Below are 18903 nucleotides of genomic sequence, written 5' to 3' on the forward strand. Positions count from 1 at the left end.
AAACTAGCCTAGCGCAAACGCGCTGCTTGCGGCCATAATTGCAGCGCATTTGCCACAATTGCTTGCAGTTGGCTGGTGCTCGCTCCCAAGCGCGCTTGCAACGACATGCCTTGTAATACACAAACGAAAAATTGGGCTAATTCTTCAGCATTCGTGGTGGCTGGCAACTCGCCCATTTGCACGCCCAACGCCACTAATTCGTTGATTTTGCCCATCCGTTGCTGGCAGCGCTCGACAATTGCTTGCTCAATTTCATATGAATCGTAGGTTGCTGAAATACTCGCTAGCACAAAACAGCCAGCTGGATAGGCTGCATCGCTGAAGGCTTCAGCCGCCCGTTGCAACAGGTGGCTCAGCATCGCTCTGGGCGAGCGTTGATCGCTTGGCATGGCGTAGACATAGGCTCCACGCGTGGCCAAATAATGGTCAATCGCCTCAAGGAAAAAGGCTTGCTTGCTACCAAAGGCTGCATACAAACTTGGCGGGTTAATCCCCAAGCAGCTCGTCAAATCAGCCATCGAGAGCGTTTCGTAGCCATGTTGCCAAAATTGGCGCATCGCACACTCCAAGGCATTGGTGCGGTCAAATTCGCGTGGCCGACCACGCCGTTGGGTGCTCGTATTTGAAAGTTCTTGCTCTGCCATCACATCCCCTTGCGTCGAGTATTTATTGCTATTATACTATTCTGTAATATTCACTACACAATTATTATACCGAATTTAGCAGCAAGGAGCAAGCTTATGCCGCGTTATCAAGCAGGCCAAACGATCGATCCACGGCATTTGATCAGCATTGCTGATCAACCTATTAGTATTCCCCACCAGCAGCAATTGACCCATCTACAATTTCGGCGTTTTGCAGGCTGCCCGATGTGCAATTTACACATTCGTTCATTTATTCAAGGCTATGCGGCCTTAGCTGAAGCTGGAATTCAAGAAGTTGCGGTCTTTCATTCATCGAAAACTGCCATGCTCGCCAGCCATGCAGCGGCACCCTTTGCACTGATTGCCGACCCCACCAAAAAACTCTACGCAGCTTTTGGGGTCGATAGCTCAATTTGGGCGGTGCTGCACCCAAAATCGTGGTTGCCAGCACTCAAAGGCCTGTTCAAGCATGGAGCAGGCATGCCCGAAAAAGGCCAAGACCCGCTGGGCTTGCCCGCCGATTTTCTGATTGCTCCCGATGGCACCATTGTGGCCTGCAAATATGGAGTGCATGGCTACGATCAATGGTCGCTGAGCGAGGTCTTGCAATTAGCTCAGCATTATCAACAACGCAGCGTGGGTCACTAAAACAAGCAACCGCCATTGATCTTAAGCAAATCAAGGGCGGCTGAGCGTACAATAAAGTTATTTGTCTAAGTAGGGTGAGCCAACTGCCAAGTAGCTGTAGCCGCGTTCGACCAATTCATCGTAGTCGGGAATCATCCGGCGGCCATCGATGATCAAGTATGGCGCTGGCACGGTGCTTTCAATTGTGCTCGAAAGCCCGCGGAACTCTTCCCAGTCGGTCGAGATAAACAGAATATCGCTCCCTTCGAGGGCAGCCTTAGCCGATGAGTGATAGGTAATGCGCTCGAACAAGTGGTTGTGTTCGGCGTTGAAGAAACGTTTGGCTTCTTCTTCGGCCATTGGGTCGTAGGCCCGAATTTCCTTGACCCCACGGCCAAGCAAGCTTTCGACAACCTTCAAGGCCGAGGCATCGCGCATGTCATTGGTGCGTTGCTTGAACGATAAGCCGAGCAACGCCACAACTTTGTTGTTGAACTTCACGCCAGCTTCTGCCGCAGCCCGATCGATCAAATAGGTCTTTTGATATTCGTTGATTTCATAGACCGATTCGAGCAAATCGGTGCTTTGGTTGCGGCTCTTGAGCTGATAGATCAGCGATTGAATATCTTTGCCAAAACACGAGCCACCAGCGCCGTTGGACACAAACGAACCCCATTTGCTAATGCGGGTATCGGCAGTTACGCCGCGCTTGAGGTCTTCCATGCGCACGTTTGGCACCGATTCTGCCAAGCGTCCGCCAACCCCGTTCCAGAACGAAATGTAGGTCAGCAACAAGGTGTTGGCAACATACTTAATCGATTCGGCAGTTTCGGGCGTGGTTTCGATAAAGGCAATCCGCACGTGGTTGATAAATTGTGAGTAGATACGGCGCAAAATGCGGAAATCTTCCTCGGTATCGGCCCCAACCACCACCCGATCAGGATGGCGTGATTTTTCAACCGCGTTGCCTTCGGGCAAGAATTCGGGGTTTGAGGCAATGCCCACGTTTGGCACATTATGGCTTTTCAATATTTGCTCAAGTTGGCGGCCAGTGCCAACGGGCACGGTGCTCTTGTTGATAATCACCACGCGGCGTTGATCTTCACGTTTGGCCAACAGCTTGGCCAAATGGTTAACCGCATCGAAGTAGTAGCTCAAATTCGAGGAGCCATCGCGATTAGGCGGGGTTGGCAAACACAAGAAAAAGGCATCGACCCCTTCGATTACTGGCTCAAGATCATCAATAAAATGCAGGGAACGATCGATATTTTCTTCGATAATGCTGGCTAAGCCTGGCTCATTGACATATTTTTCAATTTCTTCGCGCTTGGCGGTTTTGTAGGCCGCAATCCGCTTGGTATCAATATCATAGGCATAGACTTCGTGACCATATTCTGAGCAGACCGCAGCGTGGGGTAAGCCCACAAAGCCTGTTCCTGCAACGACGATCTTCATGCAAGCTCCTTCAGTAGGCCGCTTCGACGGTGGAAGCAACCCCAACCATTAATTAGCAACGGCACCGTCCCATGTTAACCAGCGAACAATGAACCAACATCCTCATTGATGGCTGCGCGCCCTCGCCGCACCAGACAACTGATTATCAGCCATGAATTTATGCATCATAGCCAACATGCTGCATTTGTGCAACAGGACTATTCGACCATTCCGGCCTGACGCTGAAGGCGTAGCGCCAAGCGTTCGCGCAACTCACCCAAGCGTTGTTGATAGCTCGGCTCAGTAATCACATCAGTCCACATAATCAGGGCATCTTCACCGTTGTCGGTGTAGTAGCGCACCCGCGTGCCGCTTGGCTCGAAGCCATATTTCAAATACAAGCGTTGCGCCGATTCATTCGAGATCCGCACTTCCAAGGTCAAGCGGGTTGCACCCATATCAACACCTTGGTCGATCAAGCCATTGAGCAAAAGTTCGCCGAGGCCTTGACCGCGCTGCGAAGGCGTTACGGCAATCGTTGTGATATGGCCTTCGTCGACCATCAGCCACAAGCCAGCATAACCAACCAAGGGATAGGGGCTGACTGGCTGCGGTTTGGTAAACACCGATGGCAGCAACGTTTGGAGCAACGAACGCCGTGGCACATAGGGCATAATTGGCTCATCTGGCGGCAACGTCGGGCTTGATCGCGCCACAATATAGCGGCTGGTCGCTGGCGAGCTTAATTCGCGGCGATAGGTATTGGCCGACCATGGCGCAGAAAAACTTTGGCGCTCAATTTCTTGCACACGCGGAATATCATCCTCGTGCATTGCCTTTAGGAAGTAATACATTGCAGCCTTCTATGCTGATGAATGCTTATTTAATTGCTTTAACTGATGCTGGGTCGAGAATCAATTGCGAGCCATGGCGGCCTTCTAAGCCAAATTGCCCGCCAGTTTGGAAAGTTCCAGTTACTTCAACCAAGCCCCAAACAAAGCCATTGCCTGGCCCGACGTTGAGTTGGCTCGAAAGATCAGGTGGAAAACCTTCCATCGAAATTGGCGTGCCCATTGGCTGCGGATTAACCCCGCTGGCAATATCAGCCCCAAGCGGCTTTTCGGTGCGCACCCCAGTTACCAACAAGCCAGAACTGGCTTGGGTCCAGTAATACATCCCGCGCGTAGTCACTGTTTGGCCGTTGTAGGCGGCGGGATTTTTCTCAAGCTCATAAATTGAAACTTGATTGGGTTGTGCTTCGGTCGGCGCTGGATATTCAACCCGCTCAACTTGCTCAATCGCTTCAGCAGATTGCACGACCAAGCGGCTGGTATAGCTGCCATCTGGGCCAAACGAGCCAGTTTCAAACTTGCCCTTGACCCGCACTGCGCCATAAATGCTATCGATTGGGCGGTGTAAATCGGCGCTAGCCTCAGCAGGAAAATTCTCAAGCCAGACCAACGTATCGACTGGCTGGGCATCGGTGCCATCATTGCGGGTCGAAACCCCCTTCGCCAACACCGAGAGGCCAGGATTGCCCGGCTTCCACAGGTAAACACCTTCGACCGTCACATCTTGACCGTTATAATTTGCCGGATTTCCGGTAAGATCGTAAATTGTCAGGCTGCCACAACCTGTTAACACGACTAAGAGCAATAAACAACAACTTCGCCAGATGCCAGAGCGCATCGCAACCTCCAACTATGATCATGGTTCGGCGTGCGATTATAGCAGATCGTCTGGGTCGTTGCCATAATACCTGCAAATTTAGCTCATTATGCTACAATAGAACCATGGCTTTTCCAGCCTTTTCATGATTTATTGTCTCCTCACTTCCACAAGTGGGGTATTGCATACGCTGGGTACTCAACAGGAGAGTGGTTGCGATGTGTACCCTTCACCTTTCAGCATGCGCTCAAATATTGCCTGTTCGGAGGTATCCAGCAAGGAATATCTGTGTTTTTGACTATGACTACACCACATACAATTGCAATTGATGGCCCGGCAGCGTCGGGGAAAAGTACGCTCGGTAAGTTGTTAGCAGACCATTTTGGCTATATCTATTTTGATACAGGGGTGCTCTATCGGGCATTGACCTATGTGGCCCTTGAACAAGCTGTTGATCTCGCGAACGCCGCCGCTCTCGCCAAACTCGCCCAAACGAGCAATTTTGAAATACTCGCGCCAAGTGTCGCCGATGGTCGCCAATACACGGTGCTGGCCAATGGCAACGACATTACCTGGCCATTACGCGCCGCCAATGTCGAACGTAATGTCTCGCAAGTTGCCGCTCATCCTGCGGTGCGCGAAGCCTTGCGCGATACTCAACGCCAAATCGGCAAAGCTGGCCATGTCGTGATGGCTGGTCGCGATATTGGGGCGGTGATTATGCCCGATGCCCAATTAAAAATCTATCTTGATGCCTCGGTTGAAGAACGTGCTCAACGCCGCGCCCAAGAACTCAATGCTCGTGGTCGCGCAATTAGCTATAGCGAAGTCTTGGACGACTTGACCCGCCGCGATGCAATCGATGCAGCTAACACCTTCTTAGCCGCCGATGCAATCACCATCAGCACCGATGGCCGCTCGCCGGAAGATGTCTTTCAAGCAATCGTTAATCTTATGGGCGTTGAAGCCCAAGCTTAAGCAGCAAATCAACGGCGTGGAGTTACATCCACGCTGTTTTTGTTTAAACATTGTTACAATCGCCCAGCGCAGCCGCAGCAATTGGCGCTTGACGATTGGCTGATAAACAAAATACTATAGCACTAGGCTTGAGTCCAACACCCGGCTAGCCAAACCCTAGCTGCCATTCAACCAGCAGCGCAATTCTTTGGCTGAGCAAACGATGGCCCACGTTGCAGTTTGGATACCTACAAGCCAATGGCGGCACGAATGTCAGCCAACTCAGCTATGAATAGGATGGGATGCTATGCCAACCACCGTGCCTCAAATCAGCTTCAATATCAACCTGCAATCTGATGAACGTGTCAAGCTGATCGCCTATCGCCATTGGCTGGTTTTGGCGCGCAACCTTTCAATTTGGTTCACGTTTTGGTTTTTTTGTACCATTATTTTCTTGTGGCGGGTCTCGCTCGTTGGCATCGATACCTTGAATACGGTGCTGTTTGGCGCTGGCACGATCTTTTTCTTCGCCATGATTTATAGCTATTTCGATTGGCGCAACGATGCCCTGGTCGTAACCAACCAGCGCGTTATTTCCTACAACTCGCGCTTTTTGATTAGCGTCCAGCGCAACGAGCTGTATGTGCGCGAAATCGAAGACGTAAAAACTGTCACCGAATCGGTATTTTCCCGCTATTTTGATTATGGCGAAATTGAAGTCCAAACTGCCAGCCGTTTGCGCAACATTGCCTTTCGTGGGATCGTCAATCCTACATTGGTTCGCGATACGATTCTCGAATTCGTTGAGCCAGTTAAAGAAGAAGAACAAGTTGGGCGGGTTGAGCAAATTGTCAGAGCCAAAGTGCTCAAGCAAGGCGTTCTACCAAGTCTGCCGCCATTAAGCGATTTTATTCCACCAGAACAAACTGGCCGTACACTTTTGGGCATTATTCCACCAAGCCCCGAAGTGCGCGGCAATTCGATTATCTGGCGCAAACATTGGCTGTTTTTATTCGTCGAAGCTGCCAACCCAATTTTGCTGTTTTTGATTTTGAATTTGTCGTGGTCGCTGTTAATCGGCAACGATTTTATTCGCTCTGGTGGTTCGTTGCTCATTCTGGCTGTACTCGATCTGTTTTGTATTGCTTGGCTGATTTACGAGGTCATCGATTGGCGCAACGATGAATATATTGTTACGCCAGTTAATATTATTGATATTGAGCGCAAGCCGTTGGGCCGCGAAACCAAACGCGAAACAACCTGGGACAAAATCCAGAATATTTCGCTCAATCAAGAAAATTTATGGGCACGGATTTTGAAGTACGGCGATGTCGAGCTGTTTACCGCTGGTCAAAACGAAAATTTCACCTTTCGCGGCGTAGCAGCACCCGATAGCGTGCTGGCGGTCATTTCCGATTATCGCGACCAATTTGAGCAACGTGCCCGCGACCGTGATTTTGATAGTACCTTGATGCTGTTGCAGCATTATCACAAGCTCCAACGTGAGGAGCTGCAAGTGTTGTTTGATGATCATCGAACCCATATCGAATCCAAATTGCCGCCCCCTGAGCAATTGGAAACCGGAAACTAAGATCAACGCAGTGGGAGTCAGAATCTGTTGTGCGAAGGAGTTCTCATGGCGCATTCAGCCCGGTGGCGTGGGTGGATTTGGCTTGGCTTAGCCCTAGCCTATCTGCTTTGGCCAAGCTCAAGTTATGCCCAAAATGCCAATCCCATTAGTATTACCATCGATCAAGTTGGCTTCGATGCCCAAGGGCATGTGCTCAATAATGGCTGGTATCCGGTTATCACGACAATCGAAAATACTGGGGCTGATATTCAAGCCCAAGTGGTGGTTGAAACTGGATTTGGCCAAGCAGATTTGCTGCAAACTGTCGATTTGCCTGGTGGAGCACGCAAACAAGTCCGCTTGTTGATGCGCGCCAATCTCAACCAAAGCGTCGTAACCATCAAAGTGCTCGATCAGCAAGGCAAGCAACTTGCGCTCAATCGTAGCAATATACGGGTTCACGATAGCGCAGAGGTCTTGGTTGGGGTGTTTGGCGGGCCAGCCTCAAGTTTGGCGGGCGCTGCGATTCCAGGCCGATTAACCACGATTATGCTGCTCGATCCAGCTCAGCTGCCAAGCAACGATGGTGAGCTGTTTAACTTTGGCGCGATTGTCTTACAAGATGTGCAGCCAACTGCCGAGCAAGCAGCAGCCTTAGAACGCTGGGTTGCAACTGGAGGCACCTTGATCGTCAGCGGCGGCCCGAATGTCGCCGAATTGCCCAAAGCATTAGCCGCACTCTTGCCTGGCAGCAGTCGCAGCAGTAATACTTCAGCAGTTTTGACCAGCCTCAATAAACAGACAGTCCCCCAATTTGCCCAAGTCGAACTGAAGGTCAATCAACTTACGCCCAATGCCGAGGCAATACCTTTAGGCCTTGGCGCGAATAACGAGCCGTTGCTGCTCAGTCGCAAGCTTGGCACGGGTCATGTGCTGCTCACCGCCTTCAACCCAAGCGATTTACCAGCCGAAATTAACGATCGCCGCGTGTGGCCGGTAATTCTCCAACCGCAACTCTATCGTGATTGGAACGTGGCGCTCTCGCCATGGTCAATGCAAATTAGAGGTAGCGACCAAAACTTGCCTTCAATTTTCACCTTCATGGGTATTTTGTTTGGCTACATTTTGCTGATTGGGCCAATTAACTACTTCGTTTTGCGGCGCTTAGATCGGCGCGAATGGGCGTGGTTTACGATTCCCTTGATTGTGGTTGGCTTTGTCGGGATTATGTATTTGGCTGGTGGCGATTTGCGCACTGGCAATATCAACGTCACGACAATCAATGTTGTCGATAGCCAACTTGGCGCGCAGCAAGGCAGGGTTAGTGTTAATTATGGCTTCAATGCTGGGCGACGGGGCGCATGGAACGGCAGTATCGATTCGAACTTAACTGCTGGCAATCAATCGGCGCAAGCGTTTGGCGATAATGGCTCGGGAACGATCGAGCAAACCAGCGATAACCGCACACTCCTGCCAAACTGGCAAAGCAACATTGGCGATATGCAAACCCTCGCGGCGATTGGCTCAGTCACTGTGCCCTATAATTTTGAGATTAAAGTTGCCAAACCTAACTCATGGGAAGGCGCGACCATTACCAATCGCAGCCAACGTAAAGTTGAGTATGCGGTAGTCTTCGCTGGCGAGGATAGCATTATCTTACCAACGCTTGAGCCTGGTGCTTCGGTAACGATCGATAATAGCCTCAATCGCACAAACCAAAGCAGCCCATATCTTGCTAGCAATCAACAACTCAATCAAGCATTAGAATTGCTCTGGACCGCAGGTAACGAGCGCACCAATTTCAATGGTTTGCCCAAAAATTCGCTCTATACCGCGCCGCATATCACGGTGCTCGATAGCGAAGTTTTGCACGAAATTATGGTCGATGGCCTAGCCGCACCCCAAAAAAGTAGCAATATCTACAATTTATATGTTGATTTGGAGCAACGCTGATGGAATTGATCGTTGAAACTCACAATTTAACCCAGCGTTTTGGCACGCATGTCGCGCTCAATCAGGTCAATTTGAGCATTCCCAAAGGCGCGGTCTATGGTTTTATCGGGCCAAACGGCGCTGGCAAAACCACGACGATGCGCATTTTGACCACCTTGCTCCAACCAACCGCTGGTGAAGCTTTGGTTAATGGCATTTCGGTGCGCCAAAACCCCGATGCGGTGCGCAAATTAATTGGCTTTATGCCCGATTATTTTGGAGTCTACGATAGCATGCGGGTCTGGGAATATCTCGATTTCTTCGCTCACGTGTATGGTATCAAACAGCCCCGCCGCACGAGCCTGATTCAGGAACTCTTGCAATTGGTCGATTTGACCGAAAAACACGATAGCTATGTAATGAATTTAAGCCGTGGGATGAAACAGCGCTTGAGTTTGGCTCGCACCATGGCCCACGACCCAAGCTTATTAATCCTCGATGAACCGGCCAGCGGGCTTGATCCGCGGGCACGGATCGAGCTACGCGAATTGCTACGCGAATTAAGCCGCATGGGCAAAACAATTATGGTAAGCTCACACATTTTGTCGGAGCTAGCCGAAATGTGTAGCCATATTGGCATTATCGAGCGCGGCACGCTCTTGGCAAGTGGCCCAGTTAACGAAATTATGCAAGACTTACGGCCTCACAAGCTGATTGAAATTCAAGTTGTTGAGCGGGCGATGGCCGCCTTGCAGCTGCTCAAACAAATTCCAGCAATCAACGATGTCAATTTAATTAACGAGCTTGCCGATGACCAAGTGGGTGGCAAATTGGCCATCAATTTTAGCGGCACAAGCGACGAGAGCAGCAGCATTTTGAGCAACCTGATTGGCCAAGGCTTTCGGGTCAATCACTTTGCCGAACGCCAATCCGACCTTGAAGAAGTCTTTTTGCATGTGACGCAAGGAGTGGTGGCATGAAGGCAATTTTGCAAAAGGAATTTCGCTCGTATCTGCGCGGCAATCGGGCCTTTACCATGCTCAGCATCTACTTATTCATTTTAAGTGGTTTGTGTGTGCTGATTTATGCTGGCTACAACGACAGTGGGTTTGCTGATCGCAGTGATATTGGGCTATCGTTGTATGTTTCTTCAGCAGTGGTCGCCTTATTTCAACTGACTTTTTTTGCACCATCGTTGAATGCTTCATCATTGGGCAGCGAACGCGATCGCCAAACCATCGATGTGCTGATGGTAACGCCGGTGCGCCGCTACCAAATCGTTTTGGGCAAGCTGATTGCGCCATGTTTATTTCTGTTTCTGCTCAGTCTCGCCACCTTGCCGATTGGCGCAATGGCCTTGCTGATTGGCGGGATTGAAATTCGCGATTTGCTGATTGCCTTGGCGATTCAGGTCGTGACAGTTTTGGGCTATGGTACAGTCGGCATTTGGGGAGCTTCGTGGGCCAAAACCAGTCGTGGCGCAATGCTGGCCACCTTAGGCTTAGCGCTGGTCATGGCCGTTGGCTTGCCATTGCTAGCACTTTTGGTTTTGGCAATCCTTTCAAACGATGAAGCGCTGTTTAAGTCGATTATGAACAATGGTTTTCTCCGTAACTTGGGCGTGGTTGTTTTATCGTTTAGCCCGTTTTTCAGCCTCGTCATGTGGATTCAAAGCATTAGCGAGGGCAATGCTACCCTCTGGACATTAGATCTCCAAGGTCAGCTAGGTGGTGGCGTGATTTTACAGCCTTGGGTTATCTCAGTGCTGATTTGGCTGGTGCTGATTCCATTCTTAATTTGGCGCAGCTCGAAGCAATTGCAAAAGTCGGTTGCCCGTTCAAGCGGTGGCTAAAGACTGAGTTCCCTCACCCCAGCCCCCTCTCTTTCAAGGGTAGGTTTTTAAAGCGTGGTGGTCAAACATTCCCTCACCCCCCATCCCCCGCTCCCACGAAAACGCGGGTGAGGGGAAGCACCTGTTTGTACCGACACATTACACCAGAACCACACCATGAAAAGCCCCTCGCCCGTGCGCGGGAGAGGGGTTGGGGTGAGGGAACGCTTAAGCATATTGCTCAGCGCACAGCTTTCGCGGTACAATTCAGCCAACCGCTGAATCCAAGGAGGCTTGTATCGCTACGCTTGTTGTCATCGAAGACCAACCAGATACGCTGTTAATTATTCGCAGTACCTTGCATCAACAAGGCCATCAACTGCATTTCTTCCCCAATGGCCGCATTGCCACTGCCCAAGCAATTCAGGCCTTGCAACCAGCACTCATTTTGCTCGATGTCCAGTTGCCAGATCAATCGGGCTTTGATTTGATTGGCTCGCTGCGTTCAATTGCTCCCTGCATTGCCTTGACAGGATTTAGTGATATGAGCATTGTTGAACGTGCCAAAGCACTTGGCTTTTTTGGCTTTTTGGGTAAGCCAATTCGTCCAGCCTATTTTCCTCAACAAATTGCCCGTTTGCTTGCTGGCGAAGCAGTTTGGGAGCAAAGTTGGCTCAGCGACATCCCAATGCCAATTTTCAGCTAAATAGCAGCAGAATCGGCTGCAATTCGGCCCGCTGTTGCTCGCTAACCATACTCATCGCCGAACGCAGCCACAATTTGCCCTCTGGGCTTTCATAGTGCAGCCAAAACTTCCATAAACCAGCGATCAACTCCAGTAATTGATCGTGGGCATAAATCGAAGCCCACTGCAAACAGCCCCGAATCGTCGTATAGCTATCACGCAAGAGCGAAAGATCATTCATTGGCGTAAGCAATTCGCCATGATCTTTAGCGCGTTCAATTGTTTGTTCCCACTGTTGCAATACCTGCTTAATCTCGTTAGCCCAATATTGGCTAAATTCGAGCATCAGCTGGTGATAAACATCGCGTTCTAGCGCAACTTGGCGTGCATACAAACGTGTGACCAGCGGCATACTAAACCGCGTTTCACCACGACTATCAACGCTGCCTTCTAAGCACGAAGCATCGACCAAGCTGCTCGCCACCCGCCAATTGACTTTAAAGGCTTTAGTGGCTTGGGCTAGGCTAAAATGATGTTCAAACAGTGCCAAGCGTAGGCATGCAGCCTGCACATCATCACTCAATAACGAAAAGCTATATTCGACCATTTGGCGCAAGGTGCGATGCGGCGCTGAGCCATTGGCCAACGATTCAATGTCGAGCATCTCCACATTGGTCATGGCCAAAATATCGCTGGCCGAGACTAATAATAATTGCGAGGCAGCAATTTCAATGGCCAATGGATGGCCAGCCAAGCGCTGGACAATTTGCTCGGTTTGGCGGCGTTCAACCTGGCGATTCAAATCGCGAGCACGTTGCTCAAACAGCAAAATTCCTTCCTCAAGGCTCAAAGCTGGCACCGGAAACCGCCGCTCGCCGTTGATACTTAAAGCAATTTGGGTGGTGGTAATGATTGAAACATTGCCAAAATTCAACAGCGGCAACAACATTTCAGCAATCGAGCGAATATGTTCGCAATTATCAATAATTAGCACTGTGCGTCGATTGGATTGCTGAATATAACTGGCGAGATCGGCTTTCGGGTCGCCCAGCCAGCGATTGAGCAAGGCCTGCCAGCTATCGTGCACCGTATATTCATTGCGCAAATCAACAAAAACCACTTCTTGGGCAAAGCCAGCATTGGCGATATAGCTGGCCAAGGCAATTGCCAAGCGAGTTTTGCCAATGCCACCGATGCCATGCAAGGTCACCAGCCGATAATCGCGGCAAAGCTCAAGCAACTCTTGCAGCACAGCTTGGCGGCCAACCAACGGAGTTAGCGGAATCGGCAGACCGATAATTGTGGTAGGCCGCAGGCTCGGCAGATGATCTAAGAGATGGCGTAATTGCTCGTAGAAGCGGCCACGTTTGGCATAGTAGGTGCTATCGGCCATATTAAGATTTGCAGCTTTTTGACTTTCTGTGGTATAACGATTGACCTGCTGTTCAAAGAAGGCAAGTGCATCAACATCGTGGCTCATGCCATCGCGCAAGGTTTGCACAACCACCTGACGACCACCATGATTATCGACCCATTGCTGCAACGATTGTGATAATATCTCGCCGCGGAGTAATTGGCGAAGCATTTTATTTGGCCAAGGATGTGGCATGGAACAGCCCTCTGGTCTAACCTACGACCCACCAGCCAGCCAACTGCTCTCCTTGCAGCAGGCGGCGGCCTATACCCGTGAATATTACCCAGCCCAGTCGCTAACCGAAGGCAGTTTGCGCGTTTACCTTAATAAAGGTAAAATCCGTGGCATCAAACTTGATCGCTATTGGTATACAACTGCTGCCGAGCTTGATCGCTATCTTTCTCAACCAGCATCAACCCCGAACGAACCACAACCGCCAGTTACGGATTCGTAATTTCTCCAAGGTTCTCCAGCAAAACTCTAGATACAATCAAGAGCAAAGCCGCATTTGCAGCGCTTGATTGTATGCTATCGTAGCACTATCGACTGCTAACGCAATCCATAACTTAATAACCAACCGAACCAGTGCGAATAGGGCATTGCTGAGCATCATTATAGCCGACGATTGGTTTTCAACGAACAGCATGTGCTAGGCAAGCAGCCAGATTCAAGCGTCGTCGCGCTCAATCGGTCACCCCTAGGAGGTCTCATGGTCGCCAGCCGTGCGCTCTGTAGCTGTAGAGGGCTACATTGCCACCCATTGCAAACCCACAGTAGCCGCTGTAACAATGTTACACCAGCTACCATCAGTCTATCATTAACGCTTGTGGGAGAGAAGAACAATGGAGTAGGTTGGAAGAATGCCAATAGTCCGCTTGTGGGAGCTTAGATACTGTATCGAGGAAGAATAAACCAGGCAGGCCGCCGTGAGAAGCAGCCTGCCTGTTATAATTTAATGGCCAAGCAAGCGCTGCACTCGTTGCTCAAACGCCGCTTCGCTCATCGCCCCAATCCATCGGTCAACCTCTTGACCATGCTGAAATACCACCATCGTTGGTAAACCACGCACGCCTAAACGGCTCGCATATTGCACATCTTCATCAGTATTAATTTTGGCCACCACGATTTCGCCAGCATAACGTTGAGCTAGTTTGGCCAAAATCGGCGCAATCACCCGACAATGTACACACCACGGTGCCCAAAAATCCACAATCACCGGCGCTGCCGATTGCAAAACGTCGGCTTCAAAGCTGGCATCAGTAATATGAACTGGTTGATCGATCACGGTTGGCATGAATCTGTTCCTCCACTTGACAGCTATTGCATGATTACCCTAGCTTGTTAGGAGTCTACAAGTTCAAGTTAACTGGAAGTCAAGCAGCAATTTTCAGGGGTCGGCATATGCAACAACTCAGCATCAGTATGGTCGCCAAACAGGCTGGCATCAAAGCCTCAACCATTCGCTATTACGAAGAAATTAATCTCTTGCCGCCTGCTGCGCGCCAGAATGGGCGGCGATATTACGATCAGCAGATTTTCGAGCGCCTCGCTTTTATTCGCACCACCCAACGGCTGGGGTTTAGCCTGCATGAAATTCAATTGCTCTTTCAGCACGAGCAGCAACAGGCTCCGCTTGCTGGTTTATGGCGCAAAATGGCCAAACAGAAGTTGGCTGATCTTAGCCAATTGCTCGAACAGGCCAGCCATGTGCAGCAATTGTTGCAGCGCGGGCTGCGTTGCCGTTGCGCCACGCTTGAAACCTGTCTGCATTGTGTGTTACAACATTGCCAAGATTAAGTGAAACCTTTTGATACTATGTCTACGTAATTGCCAAGATTAAGTGAAACCTTTTGATACTATGTCTACGTATAAGGCGATAATAATTCGATAACCTAGGAGGATGTGCATGTTCCGTAAATTGCTCGCCAGTGTTGGTATTGGCAATGCTCGTATCGAAACTCATCTCCACAACAATACAACTGCGCCTGGTGGCACAATTGCCGGTGAAGTGCATATTATCGGCGGCGATGTCGAACAAGATATTGAAGCGCTGTTTCTGTTTTTGGTCACGCGCTACACCCGCGAATACGACGACAACAAAATGACCCAAGATCATACGATTGGTCAATATCCGCTGACGCAGCGTTTTGTGCTGCAACCAGAGGCGCAGCAACGGATTCCATTTAGCATCAATTTGCCGCTCGATACGCCATTGACCATGGGTCATCAGCCAGTCTTTATTCGCACTGGCTTATCAATTAGCGGTGGGGTCGATGCCAGCGATGTTGATCAGCTGAACATTCAGCCACATCCATCGCAATCAACGATTATTCAGGCCATTCAACAAATTGGTTTCCAACTCTACACCGTGCACAACGAATACAATTCGCGCTGGCGCGGCCCGTATCCATTTGTGCAAGAGCTTGAGTTTAAGCCCTATGGCCACCAAAGTTTCCACATCGAAGAATTAGAAGTCGTGCTTGATCTGCAAGATTATGGGGTCGATGTCTATTTGGAAATCGACAAGCGCTTGCATGGCTTTGCCAAGTTGTTTGCCGATTTCGATCTCAATGAGCGTTATGCCAAGCTGACCTTCACCCACGCCGATATTCAGCGCCCAGATTTGGCGCATATCATCAGCCAAACGATTCAATCACGCATGCGCCATTAAATTCGAAATCCCTCACCCCCCTCTCCCACATGCGATGCGGGAGAGGGGCTTTTTTTATGGATGGTGAGGGAACTAGCCCAAAACATATTGGGATAGCGCAGTGTGCAGTAAATTGCGCACCATCTGGCCAAAATGGCGATTCAGATCGACTGGCAACAAGGCTAATTCTTTGGTGAGTGGCTGTGGTTGCCAGCCTTGGGTCACCAGCATCAACGCGGCTTTTTGAAATTCGGCCAAGACTGCTTTGGCCAAATCGCCACCAAGGCACCAAACCTCGAATTTTTGCAAGCCCTCAGGCGTTTCACGGTCGTGTAAATCAACCAACGAATACATATCGATATTCGTCCAGAGTGCGCCAGCCTTGGCTTGCTCCAACAAATGCCCACCATGAAACACAATTAAATCGCGAAAGCCCTCGCCGCCAGCAACAGAAAAAACCGCATCAAGCGCCGCCAGCTGTTCAGGATAGCGTTTGGCAAAATGTTCAAGCGCCAGTTCGATGCTACGCAAATAGGCGGGCAAAAGATAGGGCTTGCTGGCTTGCGCATATTCAACAATTCGATGGGCTAAATTTGCCAGCAGCACCTCGCGCAGCGCCGCCAAGGCCGCCATAATCGCTGGCAATTGGCTGGCCTCGAACGACGATTCAACCCCAATTGAGCTAATGCCTGGATAAATGGTTGCCAGATGCTCGCCATATTTTTTGGCATAAACTGCATGCATGCCGTGGCGTGGGCAGCCACCACGTTCAACGCCAGGCCCGCGAAAATGGGCACGAATTGGCGCAAAAAGACCATAGCTTGCTTGTAGTTGTTCGGCAATTTGCAAATCGTTCATTGTGGCAACCCCTTTCGACCATACACACTGCCAATACTATAGAGCATATTCGGCCAAGCTTTGGCGATTTTCAGGTTTCTCAGGCCAACTTCAGCGAGATGCTATGGTTTTTGCCAACCTCCAGCGCTATACTCGCACCAGATGTTTGGTTTTGGAGGAATAGATGATGCGCCGAACAAGTTTGGTTTTTTGCCTCTTAATTGTCACTCTCAGTTTGGTACAACAACGCCCGAGTTATGCTGCGTTTGCCGATGGCTTTGCCGATTCGGCCTTTCGCCAACGCTGGCAACGCGCCGATCAATCGGTTGCCGATGCTCAGACCAGTCGCTCGTGGGTTTGGGGCCAGCAAATTGGGCCACGCAGCTTTGAGCGCTATCAGGAATCGCCACAAAACAATCGCTTGACCCAGTATTTTGATAAAGCTCGCATGGAAATTAGCCAACCAGATGCCGACCGTAATAGCGAGTGGTTTGCCACCAATGGTTTGTTGGTGGTCGAGATGATCAGTGGTCATATGCAAACCGGCGATCAGCGCTTCGAGCCACGCACCGCAGCCAATGTGCCAATTGCAGGCGATCCCGATAGCCCCAGTCCAACCTACGCCAGCCTTGGGCCAATTGCCACAACCAATGGTTATAATCGCAGCGAAAATCGCCAAGGCCAACGCATTAGCAGCGTGCTGGCAGCCAATGGTCAAATTAGCGATGAGCCAAATCTGGCAACGCCCAATACCACAATTGCCCATTACGAAGCCGTAACTGGCCACAATGTGCCCAAAGTATTTGTCGATTTTCAGCAATCGCTGGGCGATGTAACCAATGTGTTAGGCACGTTTGGCTATCCCATCACCGAGGCCTATTGGATCGATACCCGAATCGGCGGCCAAACCCAACGGGTGCTGTTCCAAGCCTTCGAGCGCCGCGTGCTGACCTACAATCCCAATAATGCGGCCAATTGGCAAGTTGAAATGGGCAATGTGGGCAGCCATTATTATCGCTGGCGCTATGCCACGCCAATGCATTATTTTCAGGGGAGCGAGAACAAAGCCACTGTTTCGGAGGCGGGCACGATCGCGTTGAACACCGAAGGCTATCAAGGCGCACTCGTCGATAGCCAACCCAACGACCCAATTTTCCCGTACAAACGGATTGATCGCAGCAAAATCACCGCCTATCAAGCAAAAATTTATCGTTTGCTCAAGCTTGAAAATCGTTATGTCATGCTGACGATACTGCCAGAACTTGGTGGCCGTGTCTATCAATTGACCAACAAAGCTACTGGCCAAAACTTGCTCTATCAAAATCCGGTGATCAAAGCCAGCCATTTAGGTCAACGCGGTTGGTGGTTGGCAGCGGGTGGGATCGAATGGGCAGCGCCAACCGAGGAACATGGCTACCTTGAATCTGAGCCTTGGGATTATCGTTTGGAGCAAACTAACGATGCGGCGCGGGTGATCGTTTCAACCACCGAACGCCACACCGGAGTTCAAATTGAAATCACGGTTGAGCTAACCAACGATAGCCAAATCGTGAATATGCGTGGCAACTATCGCAACCCAACCGCTAGCCCGCAACCGTTTCAATTTTGGATGAATGCGATGATTGCACCTGGTGGCATCAACCATTTGCAACCAAGCCTCCATTTCGTTGTGCCAACCAAGCAGATGATTGTCCATGCCACCCAAGATTCGGCTTTGCCTGCACCACAACAAACCATTAGCTGGCCCACCTTCAACAATCGCGATCTTAGTCGCTATGCAACATGGAACGGCTACATTGGCCTGTTTGCTGCCGACAACCTCAGCGGCGGCTGGGCTGGCGTGTATGATCCGGCGCTCAACCAAGGCCTCATGCTGGTTGATCTTGACCCAAATTTACCTGGCATCAAAACCTTTGCCTTTGATGATCAATTTGATCGCAGCCTCTACACCATCGATGGCAGCGATTATGCAGAGCTATGGCATGGCGCTCAACGCACGTTCTGGGATTATCCAGCCTTGCCAGCAGGCCAAAGCCGTTCATTCGAGGCCCATTGGCTGCCCTTGCATGACCTTGGCGATCTCAGTGCGGGCAATCGCTTTGGCGCAGTTGGGCTGGATCGCAGCAGCACCGGCCATTTGGTCGTCGCAATTCAGCCAAGCCAAGCCTTCGCTGCCACCCCAATCAAGATTAGTAGCGAAGGCAAACTCCTCTGGCAAGGCACGCTTGATCTCAAGCCCCAACAGCCATTACGCATTGAACTAGAGCAACTTGTCTATCCCAATCGTCCAATTAGCGTTGAATGGGCTGGCCAAACCCAAGCATTAGTCACGCCATAAGCTTGTAACCGCGATTATGCCCTCACCCCCCAGCCCCCTCTCCCACGAAATCGCGGGCGAGGGGGAGCACCAATGTTCACCACAACTCATGCAAAAACCATGGCAGTAAAGCCCCTCGCCCGCGGGCAGGAGAGGGTTTGGGGTGAGGGCATGCCCTTTTGATTGTCAATCCAACGAATCTCCAATAGCCAAAAGCCAATAGCCAGCGTAATTAAGCTATTTTTGACAAACCAACACCCCTTCCGTATACTAGCGCTCAAATAAAATCTATTTAATCCGACTAAATTGATTTTATTCTACATAATCATCAAACTAC

The 18903-nt window shown here is 50.4% G+C and carries 18 protein-coding genes; 11 read left to right on the top strand and 7 right to left on the bottom strand.

The features are described 5' to 3' along the window. Positions 1-8 precede the first annotated feature (8 nt). Positions 9-644, bottom strand: coding sequence for a TetR/AcrR family transcriptional regulator (locus JOD20_RS23605; protein WP_204757632.1), 636 nt, complete (start codon positions 642-644; stop codon positions 9-11). A 96-nt stretch (positions 645-740) separates the two neighbouring features. On the opposite strand from JOD20_RS23605, the gene JOD20_RS23610 reads away from it, so the two are divergent. Beyond that, complete coding sequence (locus JOD20_RS23610; RefSeq protein WP_204757633.1) at positions 741-1292, top strand: peroxiredoxin-like family protein; 552 nt, start codon at positions 741-743, stop codon at positions 1290-1292. Between the two features lie 57 nt (positions 1293-1349). Here the strand turns inward: JOD20_RS23610 and JOD20_RS23615 are convergent, their stop codons facing one another. The 3 genes from JOD20_RS23615 to JOD20_RS23625 form a co-directional block, all read right to left on the bottom strand. After that, the gene (locus JOD20_RS23615) at positions 1350-2726 is read right to left on the bottom strand and encodes a UDP-glucose dehydrogenase family protein (RefSeq protein ID WP_204757634.1); all 1377 of its coding nucleotides are present in this window, start codon (positions 2724-2726) and stop codon (positions 1350-1352) included. 197 nt (positions 2727-2923) lie between these two features. After that, positions 2924-3559 carry a ribosomal protein S18-alanine N-acetyltransferase gene (gene rimI / locus JOD20_RS23620; RefSeq protein ID WP_204757635.1) on the bottom strand — a complete coding sequence of 212 codons (636 nt, stop codon included), beginning with the start codon at positions 3557-3559 and terminating at the stop codon, positions 2924-2926. Positions 3560-3584: 25 nt separating this feature from the next. Further along, entirely contained in the window at positions 3585-4394 is an 810-nt protein-coding gene (locus JOD20_RS23625) for a hypothetical protein (RefSeq protein WP_204757636.1), read from the bottom strand. Between the two features lie 267 nt (positions 4395-4661). Between JOD20_RS23625 and cmk the strand changes: the two genes are divergently transcribed. From cmk to JOD20_RS23655, 6 genes are all read left to right on the top strand, one after another. Then, positions 4662-5351, top strand: a complete 690-nt coding sequence (gene cmk / locus JOD20_RS23630) for a (d)CMP kinase (protein WP_204757637.1) — start codon at positions 4662-4664, stop codon at positions 5349-5351. 286 nt (positions 5352-5637) lie between these two features. Next, positions 5638-6921 (top strand): PH domain-containing protein, encoded by a 1284-nt coding sequence (locus JOD20_RS23635; RefSeq protein WP_204757638.1) that lies wholly within the window; start codon positions 5638-5640, stop codon positions 6919-6921. Between the two features lie 45 nt (positions 6922-6966). Next, positions 6967-8853, top strand: a complete 1887-nt coding sequence (locus tag JOD20_RS23640; protein ID WP_204757639.1) for a hypothetical protein — start codon at positions 6967-6969, stop codon at positions 8851-8853. Further along, a complete protein-coding gene (locus JOD20_RS23645; protein ID WP_204757640.1) occupies positions 8853-9812 on the top strand; it encodes an ABC transporter ATP-binding protein in 960 nt (319 codons plus the stop codon). Before JOD20_RS23640 ends, JOD20_RS23645 begins: the two co-directional genes overlap by 1 nt. Then, the gene (locus JOD20_RS23650) at positions 9809-10684 is read left to right on the top strand and encodes an ABC transporter permease (RefSeq protein WP_204757641.1); all 876 of its coding nucleotides are present in this window, start codon (positions 9809-9811) and stop codon (positions 10682-10684) included. The genes JOD20_RS23645 and JOD20_RS23650 overlap by 4 nt, the downstream gene beginning before the upstream one ends. A 295-nt stretch (positions 10685-10979) precedes the next feature. Next, entirely contained in the window at positions 10980-11369 is a 390-nt protein-coding gene (locus JOD20_RS23655; RefSeq protein WP_338034209.1) for a response regulator, read from the top strand. Here the strand turns inward: JOD20_RS23655 and JOD20_RS23660 are convergent. Next, positions 11362-12957 carry an ATP-binding protein gene (locus JOD20_RS23660; protein ID WP_204757642.1) on the bottom strand — a complete coding sequence of 532 codons (1596 nt, stop codon included), beginning with the start codon at positions 12955-12957 and terminating at the stop codon, positions 11362-11364. The genes JOD20_RS23655 and JOD20_RS23660 overlap by 8 nt on opposite strands. Here JOD20_RS23660 and JOD20_RS23665 point away from each other — a divergent pair. Then, the gene (locus JOD20_RS23665) at positions 12956-13216 is read left to right on the top strand and encodes a helix-turn-helix domain-containing protein (protein WP_110513516.1); all 261 of its coding nucleotides are present in this window, start codon (positions 12956-12958) and stop codon (positions 13214-13216) included. The two genes, JOD20_RS23660 and JOD20_RS23665, sit on opposite strands and share 2 nt — an antisense overlap. A 498-nt stretch (positions 13217-13714) precedes the next feature. On the opposite strand, the gene trxA is transcribed toward JOD20_RS23665, so the two are convergent. Continuing rightward, positions 13715-14056 carry a thioredoxin gene (gene trxA / locus JOD20_RS23670; protein ID WP_204757643.1) on the bottom strand — a complete coding sequence of 114 codons (342 nt, stop codon included), beginning with the start codon at positions 14054-14056 and terminating at the stop codon, positions 13715-13717. A 107-nt stretch (positions 14057-14163) separates the two neighbouring features. Between trxA and JOD20_RS23675 the strand changes: the two genes are divergently transcribed. Further along, positions 14164-14559, top strand: coding sequence for a MerR family transcriptional regulator (locus tag JOD20_RS23675; protein WP_204757644.1), 396 nt, complete (start codon positions 14164-14166; stop codon positions 14557-14559). 109 nt (positions 14560-14668) lie between these two features. Continuing rightward, positions 14669-15433: a sporulation protein gene (locus JOD20_RS23680; RefSeq protein ID WP_204757645.1), complete on the top strand. Its 765-nt coding sequence runs from the start codon at positions 14669-14671 to the stop codon at positions 15431-15433. Between the two features lie 72 nt (positions 15434-15505). On the opposite strand, the gene JOD20_RS23685 is transcribed toward JOD20_RS23680, so the two are convergent. Continuing rightward, on the bottom strand, positions 15506-16270 hold the full coding sequence (locus JOD20_RS23685) for a hypothetical protein (protein WP_204757646.1): 765 nt from the start codon (positions 16268-16270) through the stop codon (positions 15506-15508). Between the two features lie 163 nt (positions 16271-16433). Here JOD20_RS23685 and JOD20_RS23690 point away from each other — a divergent pair, with 163 nt between their 5' ends. Continuing rightward, positions 16434-18587, top strand: a complete 2154-nt coding sequence (locus tag JOD20_RS23690) for a DUF5107 domain-containing protein (RefSeq protein ID WP_204757647.1) — start codon at positions 16434-16436, stop codon at positions 18585-18587. The last annotated feature ends 316 nt before the right edge of the window (positions 18588-18903 follow it).

It is taken from the genome of Herpetosiphon giganteus (genome assembly GCF_016907925.1).
GTDB classification, from domain to species: Bacteria; Chloroflexota; Chloroflexia; order Chloroflexales; family Herpetosiphonaceae; genus Herpetosiphon; species Herpetosiphon giganteus.

Bases quoted from the DNA above. Each gene is read 5' to 3' on its own strand.
- JOD20_RS23685 (WP_204757646.1), bottom strand. From the start codon at position 16,270: ATGAACGATTTGCAAATTGCCGAACAACTACAAGCAAGCTATGGTCTT.
- JOD20_RS23635 (WP_204757638.1), top strand. From the start codon at position 5,638: ATGCCAACCACCGTGCCTCAAATCAGCTTCAATATCAACCTGCAATCT.
- JOD20_RS23625 (WP_204757636.1), bottom strand. From the start codon at position 4,394: ATGCGCTCTGGCATCTGGCGAAGTTGTTGTTTATTGCTCTTAGTCGTG.
- JOD20_RS23610 (WP_204757633.1), top strand. From the start codon at position 741: ATGCCGCGTTATCAAGCAGGCCAAACGATCGATCCACGGCATTTGATC.
- JOD20_RS23605 (WP_204757632.1), bottom strand. From the start codon at position 644: ATGGCAGAGCAAGAACTTTCAAATACGAGCACCCAACGGCGTGGTCGG.
- JOD20_RS23615 (WP_204757634.1), bottom strand. From the start codon at position 2,726: ATGAAGATCGTCGTTGCAGGAACAGGCTTTGTGGGCTTACCCCACGCT.
- trxA (WP_204757643.1), bottom strand. From the start codon at position 14,056: ATGCCAACCGTGATCGATCAACCAGTTCATATTACTGATGCCAGCTTT.
- JOD20_RS23665 (WP_110513516.1), top strand. From the start codon at position 12,956: ATGGAACAGCCCTCTGGTCTAACCTACGACCCACCAGCCAGCCAACTG.
- JOD20_RS23640 (WP_204757639.1), top strand. From the start codon at position 6,967: ATGGCGCATTCAGCCCGGTGGCGTGGGTGGATTTGGCTTGGCTTAGCC.
- rimI (WP_204757635.1), bottom strand. From the start codon at position 3,559: ATGTATTACTTCCTAAAGGCAATGCACGAGGATGATATTCCGCGTGTG.
- JOD20_RS23680 (WP_204757645.1), top strand. From the start codon at position 14,669: ATGTTCCGTAAATTGCTCGCCAGTGTTGGTATTGGCAATGCTCGTATC.
- JOD20_RS23675 (WP_204757644.1), top strand. From the start codon at position 14,164: ATGCAACAACTCAGCATCAGTATGGTCGCCAAACAGGCTGGCATCAAA.
- JOD20_RS23660 (WP_204757642.1), bottom strand. From the start codon at position 12,957: ATGCCACATCCTTGGCCAAATAAAATGCTTCGCCAATTACTCCGCGGC.
- JOD20_RS23645 (WP_204757640.1), top strand. From the start codon at position 8,853: ATGGAATTGATCGTTGAAACTCACAATTTAACCCAGCGTTTTGGCACG.
- JOD20_RS23650 (WP_204757641.1), top strand. From the start codon at position 9,809: ATGAAGGCAATTTTGCAAAAGGAATTTCGCTCGTATCTGCGCGGCAAT.
- JOD20_RS23690 (WP_204757647.1), top strand. From the start codon at position 16,434: ATGATGCGCCGAACAAGTTTGGTTTTTTGCCTCTTAATTGTCACTCTC.